Source organism: Streptomyces sp. AC550_RSS872 (genome assembly GCF_019049285.1).
Classification (GTDB): Bacteria; Actinomycetota; Actinomycetes; order Streptomycetales; family Streptomycetaceae; genus Streptomyces.
On sequence record NZ_JAGMUL010000042.1, the window covers coordinates 43,642 to 60,485 of the forward strand.

General features: G+C 69.1%; 15 protein-coding genes and 2 pseudogenes. 10 read left to right on the plus strand and 7 right to left on the minus strand.

Translation table 11 applies throughout. The features are described 5' to 3' along the window. The first annotated feature begins 3 nt into the window (after positions 1-3). From KUM44_RS18795 to KUM44_RS18815, 5 genes are all read left to right on the plus strand, one after another. Complete coding sequence (locus tag KUM44_RS18795; protein WP_217209184.1) at positions 4-1,356, plus strand: YcaO-like family protein; 1,353 nt, start codon at positions 4-6, stop codon at positions 1,354-1,356. 104 nt (positions 1,357-1,460) lie between these two features. Beyond that, positions 1,461-2,132, plus strand: a complete 672-nt coding sequence (locus KUM44_RS18800; protein WP_308402656.1) for a TfuA-like protein — start codon at positions 1,461-1,463, stop codon at positions 2,130-2,132. Positions 2,133-2,150: 18 nt separating this feature from the next. Then, positions 2,151-3,020 carry a phytanoyl-CoA dioxygenase family protein gene (locus KUM44_RS18805; RefSeq protein ID WP_217209188.1) on the plus strand — a complete coding sequence of 290 codons (870 nt, stop codon included), beginning with the start codon at positions 2,151-2,153 and terminating at the stop codon, positions 3,018-3,020. Beyond that, a complete protein-coding gene (locus KUM44_RS18810) occupies positions 3,014-3,826 on the plus strand; it encodes a C1 family peptidase (RefSeq protein ID WP_217209190.1) in 813 nt (270 codons plus the stop codon). Before KUM44_RS18805 ends, KUM44_RS18810 begins: the two co-directional genes overlap by 7 nt. Beyond that, a complete protein-coding gene (locus KUM44_RS18815; protein WP_217209192.1) occupies positions 3,823-4,659 on the plus strand; it encodes a hypothetical protein in 837 nt (278 codons plus the stop codon). Before KUM44_RS18810 ends, KUM44_RS18815 begins: the two co-directional genes overlap by 4 nt. A 32-nt stretch (positions 4,660-4,691) precedes the next feature. Here the strand turns inward: KUM44_RS18815 and KUM44_RS18820 are convergent, their stop codons facing one another. The 3 genes and pseudogenes from KUM44_RS18820 to KUM44_RS18825 form a co-directional block, all read right to left on the minus strand. Then, positions 4,692-5,201 carry an AfsR/SARP family transcriptional regulator gene (locus KUM44_RS18820; RefSeq protein ID WP_254389743.1) on the minus strand — a complete coding sequence of 170 codons (510 nt, stop codon included), beginning with the start codon at positions 5,199-5,201 and terminating at the stop codon, positions 4,692-4,694. 57 nt (positions 5,202-5,258) lie between these two features. Further along, positions 5,259-5,525: pseudogene (locus KUM44_RS47580) on the minus strand (winged helix-turn-helix domain-containing protein); the annotation flags it as partial. A 480-nt stretch (positions 5,526-6,005) separates the two neighbouring features. After that, a complete protein-coding gene (locus KUM44_RS18825; RefSeq protein ID WP_217209194.1) occupies positions 6,006-6,698 on the minus strand; it encodes a hypothetical protein in 693 nt (230 codons plus the stop codon). 149 nt (positions 6,699-6,847) lie between these two features. Between KUM44_RS18825 and KUM44_RS18830 the strand changes: the two genes are divergently transcribed. The 3 genes from KUM44_RS18830 to KUM44_RS18840 all read left to right on the plus strand — a co-directional run bounded on the left by KUM44_RS18830 (position 6,848) and on the right by KUM44_RS18840 (position 12,821). Beyond that, positions 6,848-10,051: a tetratricopeptide repeat protein gene (locus KUM44_RS18830; RefSeq protein ID WP_217209195.1), complete on the plus strand. Its 3,204-nt coding sequence runs from the start codon at positions 6,848-6,850 to the stop codon at positions 10,049-10,051. An 89-nt stretch (positions 10,052-10,140) separates the two neighbouring features. Next, on the plus strand, positions 10,141-11,829 hold the full coding sequence (locus KUM44_RS18835; RefSeq protein ID WP_217209196.1) for an ATP-binding protein: 1,689 nt from the start codon (positions 10,141-10,143) through the stop codon (positions 11,827-11,829). After that, entirely contained in the window at positions 11,826-12,821 is a 996-nt protein-coding gene (locus tag KUM44_RS18840; protein ID WP_217209197.1) for an alpha/beta hydrolase, read from the plus strand. Before KUM44_RS18835 ends, KUM44_RS18840 begins: the two co-directional genes overlap by 4 nt. Positions 12,822-12,840: 19 nt before the next feature. On the opposite strand, the gene KUM44_RS18845 is transcribed toward KUM44_RS18840, so the two are convergent. The 3 genes from KUM44_RS18845 to mca are packed head-to-tail and all read right to left on the minus strand — an operon-like array spanning position 12,841 to position 15,134. After that, a complete protein-coding gene (locus tag KUM44_RS18845; RefSeq protein WP_217209198.1) occupies positions 12,841-13,980 on the minus strand; it encodes a Fic family protein in 1,140 nt (379 codons plus the stop codon). Between the two features lie 58 nt (positions 13,981-14,038). Then, positions 14,039-14,281, minus strand: coding sequence for a hypothetical protein (locus KUM44_RS18850; protein WP_217209200.1), 243 nt, complete (start codon positions 14,279-14,281; stop codon positions 14,039-14,041). Then, complete coding sequence (gene mca, locus KUM44_RS18855; RefSeq protein WP_217209355.1) at positions 14,274-15,134, minus strand: mycothiol conjugate amidase Mca; 861 nt, start codon at positions 15,132-15,134, stop codon at positions 14,274-14,276. Before mca ends, KUM44_RS18850 begins: the two co-directional genes overlap by 8 nt. Before the next feature lie 169 nt (positions 15,135-15,303). On the opposite strand from mca, the gene KUM44_RS18860 reads away from it, so the two are divergent. Together KUM44_RS18860 and greA are read left to right on the plus strand one after the other, a co-directional pair. After that, positions 15,304-15,702: a DUF4307 domain-containing protein gene (locus KUM44_RS18860; protein WP_217209202.1), complete on the plus strand. Its 399-nt coding sequence runs from the start codon at positions 15,304-15,306 to the stop codon at positions 15,700-15,702. Positions 15,703-15,943: 241 nt separating this feature from the next. Beyond that, on the plus strand, positions 15,944-16,444 hold the full coding sequence (greA, locus tag KUM44_RS18865) for a transcription elongation factor GreA (RefSeq protein WP_217209203.1): 501 nt from the start codon (positions 15,944-15,946) through the stop codon (positions 16,442-16,444). 94 nt (positions 16,445-16,538) lie between these two features. Here the strand turns inward: greA and KUM44_RS18870 are convergent. Then, a pseudogene (locus KUM44_RS18870) lies at positions 16,539-16,750 on the minus strand (ABC transporter permease); the annotation flags it as partial. Between the last annotated feature and the right edge of the window lie 94 nt (positions 16,751-16,844).

Below are 16,844 nucleotides of genomic sequence, written 5' to 3' on the forward strand. Positions count from 1 at the left end.
AGCATGAAACTACGTACCAGCGTTCCCAAGATCAACGGCGGTGGCGTCCACCGGGAGATCACCGCAGCCGAGACCTTCGCCAAGGTGCAGCCGCATCTGCTGCGAGCGGGCATCACCCGAGTCGCCGACATCACCTGGCTGGATCGCATCGGCATCCCGGTCTACAACGCGGTCTCACCGAGGTCCAACGACATCATCTCCGTCTATAACGGCAAGGGCACGACCCCGCTCCAGGCGAAGACCTCAGCCGTGATGGAGGCGATCGAGCGGTTCGCGGCCTGGCTGCCCCGCCGTCCGGACGCCATCGCCTCGTACGCCGAACTCCTCGCGGCCGGCCGGAAGGTCATGCACCCCGCCGAGTACGTCCTGGAGCTCGCCCCGCACTACTCCGACGACCTGCCCCTCTCCTGGGCCGAGGGATACGACCTGCTCAGCGACGAGCGGGTGCTGATACCCCAGGACGCGGCCTGCTATGTGGCCAAACTGCACGAGGCGCCCTGCTATCGGATCACCACCACCAACGGGCTCGCCTCAGGGAACAGCCTGGAGGAGGCCATCTGCCACGCACTGTGCGAGGTGATCGAGCGGGACGCGATCACCATCTCCGAAGTGCTGTGCACCCAACTCTGTCGCGCCCTGGAACGCGGTGCCCTGGCCTCGGAGCACTCGGCGGCGATCACCGGCTGGCTCAAGGAGAAGCACCCGCATGTGGACACCGCCACCCTGCCGGCAGCCGCCCAGGAACTGATCGCCAAGATCCGCGCGGCGGGGCTGGAGATCCGGGTGCTCCAGCTCACCAACGACATCGGAGTACCGACCTTCATGGCAGCGATCTCCGAAGGCCTGACCGCCACCTCGGCACAGAGCCATGCCGGCTTCGGCACTCACCCCGACGCCGAGGTGGCGATCATTCGCGCGATCACCGAATGCGCCCAGGGACGGGCGGTCGACATCCAGGCGATGCGCGAGGACATCTCGCTGCCGGGCGCCGATATACCGAAGCATCTGATGCACGTGCACCGCTCGTCGGCCGTCGACAAGACCGGCTGGATCTGGCAGCCGATGAAGAAGATCGTCGACGCCCGGGGGATCGACACCCACCAGCACGGCGACCTCATGGACGATGTGCGCTTCATGCTCGACCGGCTGCGCACGATCGGGATGAAGCGCGCCATCGTCGTCGACCTCTCACCACCCGAAGTCCCCGTCTCCGTAGTCCGGTTGCTGGTGCCCGGCCTGGAGTCCTGGGGCGTCGACCACTGCAAGCTCGGGACTCGCGCCAGCACCGAGTGGAACCGCGCGGTGCGCACCGTGGCGGAACTCAACCGCCGCCTGACAGCTTCCCACGCCGGCTGAGCTCCCCTCGTGTCGATCACGGTGCCGTGGTGCTCGCCCTTGCCCGCGCCCGGCCAGTCCTCTCCAGCCACCCACGAAGAAAGGTATGAAACACAATGCGCGCTGTGGTCTTTCTGGGACCAAGTCTTTCCCCCGCCCAGGCCGCAGAGGTGCTGGACGCGGAGTATCTGCCCCCCGTCCAGCGGGGGGACATCGACGCGCTGCTACGCCGCCCTGAGCCGCCCGAGGTGATCGGCATCGTGGACGGCAAGTTCCTGTCCTCGCTGTCGATTTCACCGAAGGAGGTGCTCAACGCGGTCGACCGGGGCACCCGCGTCTACGGCTCCTCCAGCATGGGTGCCCTCCGTGCCGCGGAGTGCGCCCCCTGGGGGATGGTCGGCATCGGCAGGATCTTCGAGGCGTACGCCACCGGGGCGGTCGACGCCGATGACGAGGTGGCTATCGTCTTCGACGAGGAGAGCGGCGCGGCCTTCTCGGACCCGATGGTCAACCTCAGGTTCGCCATCGAGGCGGCGACCGAGCGCCAGGTCATCAGCCCCGACAGCGCGGAGGTCTTCCTCACCGCTGCCAAGGGCCTCTACTTCCCCGAGCGCACGGTGCGCAACACACTGCGGGTCATCATCGGGGAGGTCAGCCCGGCCGAACACGAGGCACTCACCCGCTTCTTCGCCGACGGGGCCCCCGACACCAAGGCCGACGACGCCCGGTTGCTGCTCACAGCCATCCGGGAGTACCTCGACCGCGCCGCCGCCAACCCGGCCGCCTCGGCCGCGTGACAAGAGAGGCGATCCGCGATGACCACTCGACACCCGCTGCTGAGTGAGGACCAGCTCTCCCGGTTCCGGGCCGACGGCTTCCTCTGCCCCATCGACCTGCTGGAGCGTGGGACGGCGGAGTCCTATGCCGCGCAGGTGCGCACCTACAAGGAAGTCACTCGTCGCGCGGGTGGGTTCCTGTGGCAGCGGTGGAACTACCCCAAGATCCATCTGCTCACCCGCTGGGCGGACGAGCTGGTGCACAACGAGGCGGTACTCGACCTCGCCGAGAGCCTGATCGGCCCGGACCTGATGGTGTGGTCCACCAACATCTTCGAACGTTCCGGCTACAGCGACGCCCGCCTGGCCTGGCACCAGGACGGCCCATACTACGGATGGCACGATTTCAACGGACGCGCGGTGCGGATCTGGATCGCCCTGACACAAACCGACGAGGCGAATGGCACCATGCGTTACTGCCGCGGCTCGCACGCCGAGGGCCTGGTCCCGCACCATTTCACCGGCCGGACGGTGGCCGACCTGACTCAAGGGGAGAAAGCCGACTATCTCGTCGCGGACGAGAACACCGTCAGCGTGAACCTCGAGCCCGGGCAGTGCGCGATCCACACACCGGCCACGGTGCACAGCTCCGGCCCCAGCACCAGCGAGGCCGAACGCCTCTGCTTCGCGATCGACTATATAAGTCCCGCGATACGTCCCACGGTTGGCGAGGATTCGGCCCTACTGGTCCGAGGTGAGGACCGCCACGGCCACCACACATACGAGAGGCGTCCCGACACGGACTTCTCCGCCGAGGCGCTCCGTGGCTTCCGGGCCGCGGTGTCGCTGCGGGACGCACGTCTGCTCAGGGTGATGCGAGAGGTACACGAGGGGAAGACCGCGTGCTGAACAACTGGCAGGTCATCATCAACGACGGCTTTGTGAACAGCACTTCGGCCATCTCTCCGCCCTGGTCACCGCTGAGCACGGCCGAGGTGAAGCCTCCTCCCGCCGTCGAAGACACCGAAAAGTGGTACCCCAAGGTGATCAACCAGTGGGCCCTGCCGCTCTGCACCTCCGCAGTGATCACTGCGATGGCCTCGTACTACCAGCACCGGGCAACCGGCCGGCCGAGCGACCCTTCGCTGCTCTTCAACTACCGTCTCTCCCGCCGGCTCGGCGGCGACCCCGACCGCAACGGCTCCCATGTCCTCTTCAGCATGGCCGCGTGGGAGCGGTACGGCCTGGCCGACGAGGCGCGGTGGCCGTTCGACCTGGACCGGATCAACGAAGATCCGCCGGAGGCTGCCTACCCCTCGCGCCGGCCCAAGCTCCACTGCCGCAAGCTGGACCGCGGCGCCCTCTCACCAGAGGAGCAACTCGCGGCACTCCAGGTGCCGCTCGCGGTGGGGCTTCCGGTCATCGTCGAGTTCACGCTGCATATTTCGACCGCGAAGTCCTTTCCGACGGGCGTCCTCCCGGTGCCGCACCCCCGAGAGCGGCTGCTGGGTGATCATGTGGCGCTGCTCATCGGCTACGACGAGAACAAGGAATGTGGGCCCGGACTCAAAGGCGCGTTCCGGGTGCGGAACAGTTGGGGAGAAACCTGGGGAGAAGGCGGCTACGGTTGGCTACCTTTCGCCTACGCTCACCGAAGGTTGCTATGCGATAGTTGGATCGTAGCCGAGACAGATTGGGTTGTAACGTCCACATGATCCAACGCCTGACGCCATTCATCAAATGGGCAGCACTTTTAACAATCCTAGCAGAAATCCTCCTGGTGTGGACCGGGAAGGTCTCTTTCACGGACGCTGCGATCGTCGTGGTGATTATCGAGGGCCTGCTTCTCTGCCTGCTGCTCCTCGGCGCATGGCAGATCAGAAACATATACCGGGAGCAGCGGGACACCGCTCCCGACCGTTTCACCGCGGCAATGCGTGCGGTGGAGGAAGTCCTGCCCAAGCCGTTGGGAAAGCTGATCGCATTCGAATTGACCTTGCAGCGTTCCACTCTGCTCCTCGCCACCCGCCGCCGTGATGTCCCCAAAGGCGGGACAGGCGTGCCGTACTACCGCGCGCTCAGCGGAATCCTGTGGGTCATGCTCGCCGTTACAATCGTCGAGATCGTGGTCGTACATCTCGCCATTCCTTGGCCCACCGTGCGCATCATTCTGCTCGTCGTCTCGGTTATCGGACTGTGGTGGCTCGTCGCTTTCTTCGCCTCGCTCGTCGCATATCCGACGACGCTGCACAACGGAAAGCTGCGTATCCGCTTCTCCGACATGGTCGATGTGACCGTGCCGCTGGAAGGAGTGGAGCGGGTGCGTCTGCACCGGCAGTCGCGCTCCCAGCGGCGCATCGCGATGTTCGCCGACGACGCGCTTTACGTGGAGGTCTACGGCAGCACCAACGTCGCCATCCGGCTTCGCGAGCCGGTGCTCATCTCGCTCCCCAAGGAAGGCGAGCGGTTCGTCAGCGAAGTACACCTGTGGGCCGACGACCCCGACCGGCTGCTGGCCCTGCTCACCGAGGCCGCATACGACAAGTGACGCACGAGGGGCTACCGGGTACGGATGACGCGTCACACGGCGAAGCGATCCGGCTCCGGCAGGATCAGCCGGCGAGCCTGTGTGTCGTCCCGCGCCAGGATCGCCTGGTGGAGCCTGCCCACTTCCTGCCCCGGCTCCACCCCCAGCTCCTCGTCCAGCACCTTCCGCAGCTCGAGGTAGGTGCGCAGGGCAGCCTCGATGTCGCCGCAGCAGTAGTACGCGTACATCAGCTGTCCCCAGGAGACCTCGCGGTACGGGTGGTCGGCGAGCAGGGCCCGTACCTGCGGGACGACCAGCCGATGCTCCCCCCTCACCAGCCGCGCCGAGATCAGGTCCTCCCGAGCGATCAGGCGGAGATGGTTGAACGAGTCGAGCTGGGTGAGCAGTCGGCTGGAGCCCGCGACATCGGCACCACCCGCCGTGCCACGCCATAAGGCCAGTGCTCGCTCCAGATTCACTATGGCCCTGTCATTGTTGCCATTTCTCGTCTCGGTCTGCGCCCGGGATACCAGGCGGACGAATATATCGGCGTCCAGGTCCATTTCCGTCACGCTGAGCGAGTAACCTCCGCCGCCACTCCGGGCGGAGCCTCTCACCGATTCGAGTCGCTTTGTCGCGGGATCCGCAGCACGTAGGCACCGGCGCAGCCGAGACGCATAGGTGCGCAGGTTAGAGCGGTAGGTAGCGGGGGTTTTATCCCATAAGAGTTCGGCTAGTGCCGCCTGCGTTACAAATCTGTTCGGCCGCAGCAGCAACGATGCCAATAACCCCCGTACGCGATGTTCGGACAGGTTCACCTCGATGAGTTTACTGTCACAGCACTGCGGACCCATAACCGTTACGGAGCCGAGTATCCCAAAGATCATCAGCAGTCCCCTCAGTCATGCGCGCTCTCAGTGGAGGCCGTCACTTTAGCGAGTGACCTATCCATTGTAACGTGAAGGTGGAATTCCTGAGCCCGGTGCCGCCCGTTTCCCCCCTGAGCGTCAAGACACGAGAGGAATTATTCGTTCCATTTTGCGTACCCTCCTGCACTGGCAGCGCGATGTGGCCCACGCGAGCCGGTTGAGCAGGCGGCGGAACTCCTTGGCGACAGGCATGGCCGGGACGGGCAACTGACCGGTTTTATCGCGTTGTTCGAGATTGCGGGTCCGGCTGCTTGTCGTCGGCGGGCATGGCCGAGGACCGGCGCGTGGGTCGGGTGCTCCAGGGTTCCTCGGGTCGTGCCCGGTGCCACGCGGTCGCAGCCGGCGGCCTACCTCACCCTCAACGTCCATCTCGCTCACGGCATGCGGCAGTTCGGCGCCCGGCAGGACTGATTCCGTCCTGCCGCAGTACCCCACGGGTCACGCGTCAGACCGCTCCCAGACGGTGACGTCGAGCTGTCCGCCGCCGCTGTCCGGCGCGGTGACGACCTTCAGGTAGGCGATCCGGCTCTCACCGGTCTGCAGGCAGTAGGTCTCGCCGGGCTTCACGTTCGCGCTGTAGCCGCTGTTGCGCCCGACGCTCTCCACGCACTCCTCGGGCGTCGGGGCGGTACCGGGGTCGGCCCACTGGGCCAGGGTGGTGGCGGAATCCGGTACGAACAGGCTCGGGTCGCCGGTTTCGGATCCGAAGATGATGTCCGCACCGTCGGTGCCGGCACTCATCACGAGCGGCTTCGGCGTGTCCAGCTCGATGTACGACCCGGTGATGGACGCTTCGGCGTCCACCTTGTCCGGCCCGAACACCTTCCGGTACTGCTGCCCGTCGGCCGTGGGCGGCGCGCTGCTCGGCTCCTGGCCGCCGCCCTGTCCCTCACCGCCGCCGGACCGCGCGGACGCGGTGGGCGCCGACTCCGCAGGCCGGTCGCCGTCGTCGCCGGACGAGCCCGGCCTGGCCACCAGGATCGTGATCAGGATGCCCACGACCGGGATGACGATCCCGATGACCCACCACGCCCAGCGGGGCTGCTGGGGACCCTGCGGGGGCGGGGTCTGCGGCGGCCCGTACGGCTGCCCCTGCGGTGGACCCGCCGGCCCGTTGTTCGCCCAGCTCATGTTCTCCCCCGATGGTTCCCGTTCGTGTGCGCGATCACCATAGCCAAAACCTCCTCGCGGCCCCAGAAGAACCCGGCCCCCTCCCCAACCACACCCCATCCACCGCACACTTGACCAAGAACGCCGTTGCCGCCGGAGGAGGACGTGACATGCGGGACAGTCATCGGGCCGATGCCGAGCGGCTGTTGGCCCGGGCCGTGGAGGAGGAAGTGCGGCGCTCGGGCGGGCGGGTCGACGGGCAGGTGCTGCTGTCGCGGGCGCGCGGGGCGCTGGACGCGATGGCGCAGGCGGCGGCCGAGGAGTACGAGGCGTATGCGCGGGCGCTGGACGAGGCGGAGGCCGGCCGGCTGACGTTCGGGCAGCGGTTCGCGCGGGAGGGCGGCGCCACGCCGCTGATGGTGGCGGGCGTCGCGGCGGTCGCGGCCGTCGTGTCCGACCTGGCGCTCGGCACCGGCACGGGGACGGCCGTGGGCGCGGGCGTGACCGTCGGTGTCGTGGGCGCGGCGGCGACGGTCGTGAAGGTGGCCGGCACGCATCTGCCCGCCGCCCACCACCGGGCGGGCGCCGTCGGCCAGCCCGGCGGCCCGCAGCAGCTGCGGCTCCAGTGGCTGACGGCGTTGGAGGTGCGGGGCATCCGTCCGTTCCTCGACCAGCAGCGGGTGCTGAGCGCGTCCACCGGCCCGAAGCAGACCGGGCCGCGGCTGCGGGGCGCGGACAAGAGCGCGGCGGCCCGCGGCCGGAGCGTGCTGGAGCAGTCGTTCGGTCAACTCCCGGAGCCGATGGGCCCGTTCGCGGGGCGCAGGCAGGAGATGGCCCGGATCCGGCAGTGGGTGCAGGCGGCGCGGGCGAGCACGGAGACGAAGCCGACGGTGGTCGTCCTGCACGGGGCGCCCGGCGGCGGCCGTACGGCACTGGCGATCCGTGCCGCCCATGATCTGAGGGACCAGTTCCGCGGGGCGTGCGTGGTGGATCTGCGCGGCGACACGACGGAGGAGGCGCCGCTGTCGACGAGGGACGCGCTGCTGCATCTGCTGAACCGTTTGGGCGCCCCGCGTGAGCAGCTCCTCTTCCGTGAGCGTTCGTCCGCGGATCAGCAGGTCAAGCGGCTGGGCGAGCTCTACCACCAGCACCTGGCCGGCCTGCCGGTCACGGTCGTACTGGACGACGCCTCGGACGCGGCGCAGGTCCGCACCCTCGTGCCCGAGCGCTCCGACAGCCTGGTCCTGGTCACCGCCCGCGAGCCCCTCGACCTGCCCGCCGATCTCGCCGCCCGGGTGCACCAGCTGCCGGTCGAGCCGCTGGACGCGGCCGGCGCCGAGGAGCTGCTGAGTGCGGCGGCAGAGGATTCCTCGGCGCCCTACGACGCCGAATCCGCCGACCTGATCCGGCGGCTGTGCGGCGGGCTGCCGCTGGCACTGCGCATCGCGGGCTCGTCGCTGGGCCCGCGTTCACCGCGCACGCTGGCGACGGACCTCGGCGCGTACGGCCCGGTGGAGCCGGTCGAGCGGGTGCTGTGGCTGCGCTACACCGACCAGTCGGAGGCGGCCCGGCGGCTGCTGCGCAGACTGGCCCTGGCGGGCCGCGCCTCGCTGGGCGCGGCAGCGGCGGCGGCGCTGCTGGCCACGGACGAGGCCGAGGCGACACGCAACCTGGAGGCCCTGTCCCGGTCCGGTCTGATCGACCATGTGCGCGGCAACCGCTACCGCCTGCACGACCTGGTCCGTGCCTTCGCCCACGCCCGTCTCCTCGACGAGGAGGAGGCGGCGGAGCGTACGGCGGCGCAGGAGCGGCTGATCGTGAACTATGCCGACCTCGCGGAGTCCGTGCTGCGGCTGGTCGACGGCAACATGTCGACCCGCTCGGACCGCTTCAGCCCGCACGGGTTCACCTCGCTGGACGACGCGCTGCGCTGGCTCGACGACGAGTCCAGCTTCATCACGGCGGCGCTCCGGCACGCGGAGGACGCCAACCAGGCGGCCGTCCTGAACCTGCTGGGCGCCCTGTGCGACTACTGCCTGCTGCGCGGCGACCTCTACCGCCTCGGCGAGATCAGCGAGCTGGCCCAGGCCGTGGACCAGGGTCTGCTGGTGCGCTCGGTGCAATGGCGTACGGGCATCGCGGCTCGCCAGCTCGGCGAGCTGGACAAGGCCCGTACGACCCTGTCGTCGGTGGTCGACCTCTATATGGAGGCCCACCACGACGCGGGCGCGGCCCGCGCGCTGTGCTCCCTCGGCATCACCCTGCACCACCAGGGCAACCTCACCGAGGCGGTGGCCAGGCTCCGGGAGGCGCTGGACCTTCAGTCGCCGCCCCAGCTGGCCACGGACCGCGCCTGGACGATGCACGCGCTGGCCGCGGTGGAACGGGACCGGGGCCGGGTGCCGGAGGCGATGGACCTGCTGACCGAGTCCCTGGACCTGCACCGCGCCGGCGAGTCCGTGCACGGCGAGGCGTGGGCCCACTTCCAGCTGGGCCAGCTGATCCTGCGCATGGGCGACGTGCCGCGCGCGGAGTCCGAGCTGCGCGAGGCCCTCGAACTGTACGGCCGTACCCGCGACGCCCGTGGGGAGGCCTGGGCGATGACCCAGCTGGCCCGCGCCCGCCTGGTCGCCGGGGACCCCTCCGCGGCGGTGGACGGGCTGCGGCAGGCGGCCGCCCGGCATCGCGACAACGAGGACGCGCGCGGCGAGGCCTGGTCCGTCTACTACCTGGGGCAGGCCCTGGAGGAGACGGGCAACCTGGACGTCGCGGTGCGCGAGCTGGAGCGTTCCCGCACGATGTTCTCCCGTATGCAGGACGTCTACGGTCTCGCCTGCGCCCGGCACCACTCGGCGCGCGTGACGCGGGACCAGCGGGCCGCCCAGACCGGCTCCCTGAAGAACTCCGGCTTCGCCCGCCAGCTCCTCGTGGACGCCCGCGCCAACTTCCAGCGCATCGGGGTCGCCCACGGGGAGGCGTGGACCTGCCTGGAGCTGGCGGTGGTGGACGCCGGGAACGCCCGCACCCAGCAGGCGCTGGCGCTGTGCGACGACGCCGTGGCGTTGTTCACGTCGTACGGCGACCGCAGAGGCGAGGACTGGGCCCGTTTCCTGCGCTGCACCTTGCTGCCGTACGCGGCGCCGGGCGGCGTCGAGGTCGGATCGGCTGTGGCGCAGGAGGAACTGGCGCAGTTGGGCCGGGGCGGGCACGCGCTGCGGGACGGGAAGCTGGGCGACTACGTGGAGGCGTACCAGCTGCTGCTCGAACGCGGCGTGGACCTGGAGGCAGGCTGGCAGGCCTGGCGGCTCGGCATGGTGCCGAACCGCCACGCACGGGAGGTCATGGGGGTGCCGGTGGCGGCATCACCGAGGTGAGGTCGGCCGATCCGGTGGCCGGACGGCCGGGTTCCTGGCAGCTTGGATGCGGGTAACTGCGGTCGACGGTCGACGAGTTGGGGGCTTCGGTGAACGATGCGCTGCGCGCACCCACACCGCCGCCGGGGATTCCGGTGCCGTTCGTGGGGCGGGACCAGGAGGTCGAGGAGCTCGCCGCGCTCCTGGCCGACCAGTCGCCGCGTGTCCTGGTCCTGCACGGTCTCGCCGGCGTGGGGAAGTCGGCGCTGGCCGCCGCGCTGGTGGAGCGTCTCAGGTTCGGTCGGCGGCCGGTGCACTGGCTGTCGCTCGACGGGAACGCGACCGAGGAGACGGTACTGCTGCGGCTCCTGGCGGAGCACGGGGCGCCGCGGCGCCCGATCCTCACCGCGGCGGTGCGCGCCGAGAACGCGGGCGAGGATCTGCTGTTCGCCCGTCTGCTGTCCGAACAAGTCCAGAAGTACGTCAGGGACTCCGTCCTCGTCCTCGACGGTGCGCACGCCGCGCTGCTGCGCCGCCTTCTGCGCGGGCTGCTGCCGGGCCAGAGCGGTCCCCGCCTGGTGATCGCCACTTCGCGGGTGGCGATATCGCGTGCGCCGCGGATGCACGTCCACGAGGTGCGGCCACTCGACACCCCGGACGCCGTCCGGCTGATCGAAGGCGTGGCGCGACCCGGCGAGCCGGCCCAGGCTGTCGATCCGTCTCGACATGCGCGCGCCGCACAGGGGCTGCCGGTCTGGCTGAGGGTGGCGGGTGCCCTGCCGCCCGGACCGCACGACACTCCGCCCGACCACGTCACCACCCCCGACGCCCTCCTCGCGCTCGCCACCCGCCGGCTGGACCCCGCCGCTCGCGGCGTTCTCCAGCGCCTGGCCCTGCGGGTGTCGAACACCGCGCCCTTCTCCGTCCGCACCGTCGAGGCCCTGCTGCCCGATTTCGGGGGGCCATACGACGCGCCGGACATCCTGAGCAGCCTCAGGGCGTACGAGCTGGTCGGCACGGTGCGGGAGGGGCTCTGGGCTCTTCCCTCGTGTGTCGCCGACGCGGTCCAGCGCGACATAAGGCCGGGAGACCGCTACTCCCTGCGCGAACTGGTGGTCGAGCAGCAGCGGAACGCGGCGCTGAACAGTGCCTGGCACGCCGTGCATCCACTGGACGGCCGGCCCAAGTGGTTCAGGTCCGACCTCGCGCCGATGGATGTGCCCACGCACATCGACGAGTTCATGGCGTTGCTCGATCCGCACCGTTCCCCTGAAACGCTCCCGGAGACGCTGGCCGCCTTCTTGGCCGTACGCGGCGACGCCCACCGCCTGATCGCCGTCCACCGGCAGTCGGGGGGCCGCGCACGCCGATTGACGGACCAGACGCCGATCGACGCGCAGACCGTACGGGACCGCCGACGACGTTTCGGCGACGGCAGCCCCTTCCAGCCGTTCGTCGTGCTCAACGCCTGCCACGCGGGGGTACCCGCAGGCGGCGGCGACCTCGCGTTCCTCGGTCGCGAGCTGATCCATGCGGGTGCCCGCGGTGTGCTCGGCCCGCAGATCGAGATGCCCCAGGTCTTCGCCGCCGAGTACGCGCTGGAGTTCGTGACCCGCTATCTGCACGGCGCGGAGACGGCCGGCGCGATCGCTCACGCCGTCGCCCGCCGCTTCGCCGACGAACTGTGCAACCCGCTCGGCCTCGCCTACGCCCTGCACCACGGCATGGAAACCCGCCTGGAGCGGGCTGCGGGCGACCCCGCCGACGGCACGGGCAGCGGGCAGGCGGTCACCGTATGACGGCGTCCGGCACCTACGGCGTACGCACCGTCGACCTGGACGCGGAGGGCCGCATCCTCGAACACACCGTGCGCGGCCCGCGTCCCGTCCCCGCCGACCGGCTCGAGGACCACTTCGCCGAGGAACTCGCCCCACCCGGCGGGGCCACCGACCTGCTGGTCTACGTCCATGGCTGGCAGACCAAGCCGGACTCCGCGCTCACCGCGGCCCGCCGGCTCCTCGCGCTCGCGGCGCAGAGACACGGTTCCCCGTCCTCGCCGTACGCACGACTGGCTCCCTGGCACCCCTGGCTCGTCCTGATCCGCTGGCCCTCGCGCTCCCTGCCCTCCCTTCGCGGTTACCGCCGCATACGGGAGCGGGCCCATGCGATGAGTACGCAGGGACACGCGGCCCACGTCATCGGCCGGCTCCTCGGTTACCTGGACACCCAGCGCGCCGATCCGGCAGTCCCGCCCGTGCTCGCCAACCAGGAGGGGCAGTATCTGCATCTGGTCGGCCACTCCTTCGGCTGCCGCTTCCTGTGCGAGGCGGTGCAGTGGGCTGCGGGAGAGGAGCCGCTCACCTTGGGGTGGAGCACGCCGCGGCCGCATGGGCGGCCCTTCACCGTCGACTCGATGCTGCTGTTCCAGATGGCAGCCCCGCGGGACGCCTTCGCCGCCACCTTCACCGCGCTCGCCGAGGCGCCCCTGCGCGGGCCGGTCGTCGCCACGTACTCACAGCACGACCGTGCGACCGGCTTCTGGCACGTGCGGGCCGAGCGGCGGGCCGGCATCGGCCATGCGGGCATCGGGACCGCGCCCGTACCGGTCTCGTCGATCCGGATGCTGCCGCCGGACGAGCCGTATCCGCTCTCCGCCCTCGACCACCGGTTCGTCAGCGTCGACGCCAGTGATGTCTTCGTCCGTGGGGCCGGCCCCGCCGGCGCGCACTCGGACCATCTGCGGCCGGAGTCCGCCCATCTGCTGTTGTCCCTGGCCGACCACTGCCGGTGAGTTCCGGGAGCGGCGGTCCTCAGTCCTCGTACGGATCCACGAGCCGGATCGGCTGCCGCACCGCCTCCAGCACGTCCGTCGGGAAGTGCGGACCCGGCACGTAGTAACGCGCCTTGGTGTTGCCCACGGCTTCGAGGAGGCCCGCCTCGGCCAGGGCGCGAACGTCCCGTACCGCCTGCTGGTTGCTGAGGTTCTCGGCGCGCTGATAGCGGGCGCGGCGGACGCGGCCGGACAGGGCTGCGTCGTGGAGTGCGGTGACCTGGCGTTCGTCGATGCCGTGGTGCTCCGCGTACTCGGTGAGGTCGATCCAGCAGCGGTTGGAACGGGTGATGCGGTGCTGGACCGACTGGGACTGCTGGTGGTAGGCGAGGAGGTTGAAGCGGATCCACGGGGCGGTGTCGCGGTCGGGGGTCCACTCCTTGCCGCCCACGCGGCTGAGGATCTTGTAGTACTCCCAGGTGTTGACCGGCGCCCCCAGCCAGGACTCGATGGACGAGAACTCGGGGGCGAGAACACCGCCACGCGCGATGAGGAGCGTCTGGAGCGAGCGTGACATACGGCCGTTGCCGTCCCCCCAAGGGTGGATCTTGACAAGGTTGAGATGAGCCATGGCGGCGCGGACCAGCACATGGCCGTTCAGATCGCCCTCGTTGAGCCAGGTGACCAGCTCATCCATCAGCGCGGGGAGCTGATCCGCGTCGGGAGCGACATACGCGGCCTCCTGCGGCCTGCCCGGCTCGTTGATCCACACCCCGCTCTTGCGCCACTGGCCCGCGAGCTTGCGAGGGTGGTGATGCCCTTGGAGCATCCAGTGCAGGGCGTTCAGCAGCGACTTGGAGTACGTGAAGTCCGCGACGTCGTGGAGCGACTGGACGTACGTCATGGCGTGCTGGTACGCCAGCGTCTCCGCCTTGTTCTCCTCCGACGCGGACACTTCCAGCTCGCCGTCCAGAAGATCCTCGGCGTCGACAGAGTCGACCTTGTAACCCTCGATGGTGTTGGAGCCGGCGATGGCCTCGGCGGTCAGCGTCTTACGCAGCCCCGCCGTCCACTTCGTGGGCGTCTGAAGGACCTGGTGCCGCAGCTCATGGCGCATCTTGTCGATGCTCTCCAGCACTTCGCGGTCCTTCGGAGTGAGGGCAGGGGTGCGATACAGCATGACCCCATGATACCCAAAAGGCATCACAGAATCATGCCGTCATCGCATCGCCTCGCTGTCAGCCCTTCGCGGCCGCGTCCCCGGACACGCCGGATTCCGCCTTCGAGTCCGGAGCCTCCTTGAAGTCGACCTTGCTCATGTGGCGGTTCATCGACTTCATCAGGCCCCAGACCGCCAGGGCCATCACCGCGAAGACGATGAAGCCGAGGACGCCGGGAGTGACCTTGTCCTCGTCCACCTCCTTGGCGAAGGTGACGAGCTGTGTCATTGCCAGGCTTGCGCTTGCGCTCATGTCAGGCATTGTCGCGGATGCCCGCAAAGAGGTCGTCCTCGGGGAGGGAGGTATCGACGAGGGACTTCGCCAGCTCGTACTCCTCCGTCGGCCAGACCTCCTTCTGGAGCTCCAGCGGGACGCGGAACCAGCCGCCGTCGGGGTCGATCTGCGTGGCGTGCGCGATCAGGGCCTTGTCGCGGATCTCGTAGAAGTCACCGCACGGAACGTGCGTGGTCAGCGTGCGCTGCTTCATCCCGAACTCGTCCCATCGCTTCAGCCAGTCCCCGTACGGGGACTCCAGGCCGCGGTCGAGCATGGCCTGGTGCAGCGCCTCGGTGCGGGGACGGTTGAAGCCCTGGTTGTAGTAGAGCTTCCGCGGCTGGTACGCGGACCCGTACTCCGCCTCCGGGTACTTCTCGGTGTCCGCCGCGCCCTCGAACGCCACCATCGAGATCTTGTGGGTCATGATGTGGTCGGGGTGCGGGTAGCCGCCGTTCTCGTCATAGGTGGTGATCACCTGCGGACGGAACGAGCGGATATGCTTCACCAGCTCACCGGCCGCCTTGTCGACGTCCTCCAGGGCGAAGCAGCCCTCGGGGAGCGGCGGCAGCGGGTCGCCCTCGGGCAGTCCGGAGTCGACGAAGCCGAGCCACTCCTGCTTGACCCCGAGGATCTCGCGGGCCTCGTCCATCTCCTTCTTGCGTACCTCGTGGATGTGCTCCTCGATGTACTTGTCGCCCTGTAGCTTCGGATTGAGGATGGAGCCGCGCTCCCCGCCCGTGCAGGTCACGACCAGCACGTCCACCCCCTCGGACACGTACTTCGCCATGGTCGCCGCGCCCTTGCTCGACTCGTCGTCGGGGTGGGCGTGCACGGCCATCAGTCGCAGCTGGTCAGTCAAGACTCAATCCTCGTAAGTCGGCGCCCCGGTGTCTTCGAGGGCGAACGGCGGCTTCTATAGTGACCGAATCGGGGGGCGGATAATTCCGGGGTACGACCCTCAGGCCCCGTTTCGGGACATCCGTCCCGCCCCGGCCGAGAGGACGATCATGAGCACGGCGAGCACGCGGCTGCCAGAGAGCCGCTACGGCCGCTCCTCGGACGACCGCGCCGACCGCACACTCAAGGTCGTCGGCGCCGTCCTCGGAACCGTCCTGCTGGCGGTGGTCGGCTACTTCGGCTATCACTACGTCGCCCAGAACAAGATCAGCGCCGAGGTGATCGAGTTCGACGCCGGCAAGGACGCGGTGAAGGTGCATCTGGAGGTCCGCAAGGACTCCGGCGCCTCCGGCTACTGCACCCTGCGCTCCCAGGCGGAGAGCGGCGCCGAGGTGGGCCGGGCCGACTTCCGCTTCGACGGTGACGCCACCCGGATCGACAAGGTCGTCACACTGCGTACGACGTCCCAGGGAACGACGGCCGAACTGCTCGGCTGCCACGCCGACTGACCGCACCGCGCACCGCCGACCGCGCCACCGATCATGCCGGCAAAAACGACCGGCCTTGATCGACACCGACCGGCCGTGTCCGGATTGCATAGGCGCTGACCTGCGTTGACGCGATTCTGATGGCTTATGTCCTCCCCCTTCGGCCATTGAATTGTTAGGCTCGTGGTTTCGCCCATCCGTGAAGGAACATCCTTCTGGGTAGGGCGATGCTTTGTATTCCCAGTACCTACGAGGAGCACCTGTGACCCAGACCAGCGAGAACGTCACCTGGCTGACCCAGGAGGCGTACAACCAGCTCAAGGCCGAGCTGGAGTACCTGTCTGGTCCTGCGCGCACGGAGATCGCCGCCAAGATCGCGGCCGCGCGCGAGGAGGGCGACCTGCGCGAGAACGGCGGGTACCACGCGGCCAAGGAGGAGCAGGGCAAGCAGGAGCTCCGAGTGCGCCAGCTGACCCAGCTCCTGGAGAACGCCAAGGTCGGCGAGGCGCCGGCGTCGGCGGACGGCGCGGTGGCGCCCGGCATGGTCGTGACGATCGCCTTCGACGGCGACGAGGACGACACGATGACCTTCCTGCTCGCCTCGCGCGAGTACGCGAGCTCCGACATCGAGACGTACTCGCCCCAGTCCCCACTGGGCTCCGGCGTGATCGGCCACAAGGTCGGCGAGGACGCCGAGTACGAGCTGCCGAACGGCAAGACGGCCTCGGTGCGGATCCTCAAGGCCGAGCCCTACAACGGCTGACCCCGCCCTCAGGACCTCCAGAACCGGTCTTCCACGAGCCCCCGGCCGCCTCCCGGCGCCGGGGGCCTCGTCATGCGGTCATGCGGTCATGCGGTCATGCGGTCGCCGAGCGGTACTTCCGTACCGCGAGGTGCGGAACACGATGATGATCAGGACCGAGTAGATCAGCGAGGCCCAGACCGGATGCTGCATGGGCCAGGCGTCCGACGGTGACTGTCCCGGATTGGCGAACAGCACACGGCACGCCCGCACGGTCGCGCTGAACGGATTCCACTCGGCGATGTGCCGCAGCCACGGGGTCATATGGCAACCGGTCAGTCAACATCGTGTCGCTCAACCTCGTGTGCTGCCCGAACCGCCACCACCCTGACCTCACATGCCCGCTTACATGAACAGGCTC

Excerpts from the sequence above, each read along its gene's own strand:
- KUM44_RS18850 (WP_217209200.1), bottom strand. The coding sequence starts at position 14,281 with ATGCCTGACATGAGCGCAAGCGCAAGCCTGGCAATGACACAGCTCGTC.
- KUM44_RS18805 (WP_217209188.1), top strand. The coding sequence starts at position 2,151 with ATGACCACTCGACACCCGCTGCTGAGTGAGGACCAGCTCTCCCGGTTC.
- mca (WP_217209355.1), bottom strand. The coding sequence starts at position 15,134 with ATGGCCGTGCACGCCCACCCCGACGACGAGTCGAGCAAGGGCGCGGCG.
- KUM44_RS18820 (WP_254389743.1), bottom strand. The coding sequence starts at position 5,201 with ATGGACCTGGACGCCGATATATTCGTCCGCCTGGTATCCCGGGCGCAG.
- KUM44_RS18830 (WP_217209195.1), top strand. The coding sequence starts at position 6,848 with ATGCGGGACAGTCATCGGGCCGATGCCGAGCGGCTGTTGGCCCGGGCC.
- KUM44_RS18825 (WP_217209194.1), bottom strand. The coding sequence starts at position 6,698 with ATGAGCTGGGCGAACAACGGGCCGGCGGGTCCACCGCAGGGGCAGCCG.
- KUM44_RS18860 (WP_217209202.1), top strand. The coding sequence starts at position 15,304 with ATGAGCACGGCGAGCACGCGGCTGCCAGAGAGCCGCTACGGCCGCTCC.
- KUM44_RS18845 (WP_217209198.1), bottom strand. The coding sequence starts at position 13,980 with ATGCTGTATCGCACCCCTGCCCTCACTCCGAAGGACCGCGAAGTGCTG.
- KUM44_RS18795 (WP_217209184.1), top strand. The coding sequence starts at position 4 with ATGAAACTACGTACCAGCGTTCCCAAGATCAACGGCGGTGGCGTCCAC.
- KUM44_RS18815 (WP_217209192.1), top strand. The coding sequence starts at position 3,823 with ATGATCCAACGCCTGACGCCATTCATCAAATGGGCAGCACTTTTAACA.
- KUM44_RS18840 (WP_217209197.1), top strand. The coding sequence starts at position 11,826 with ATGACGGCGTCCGGCACCTACGGCGTACGCACCGTCGACCTGGACGCG.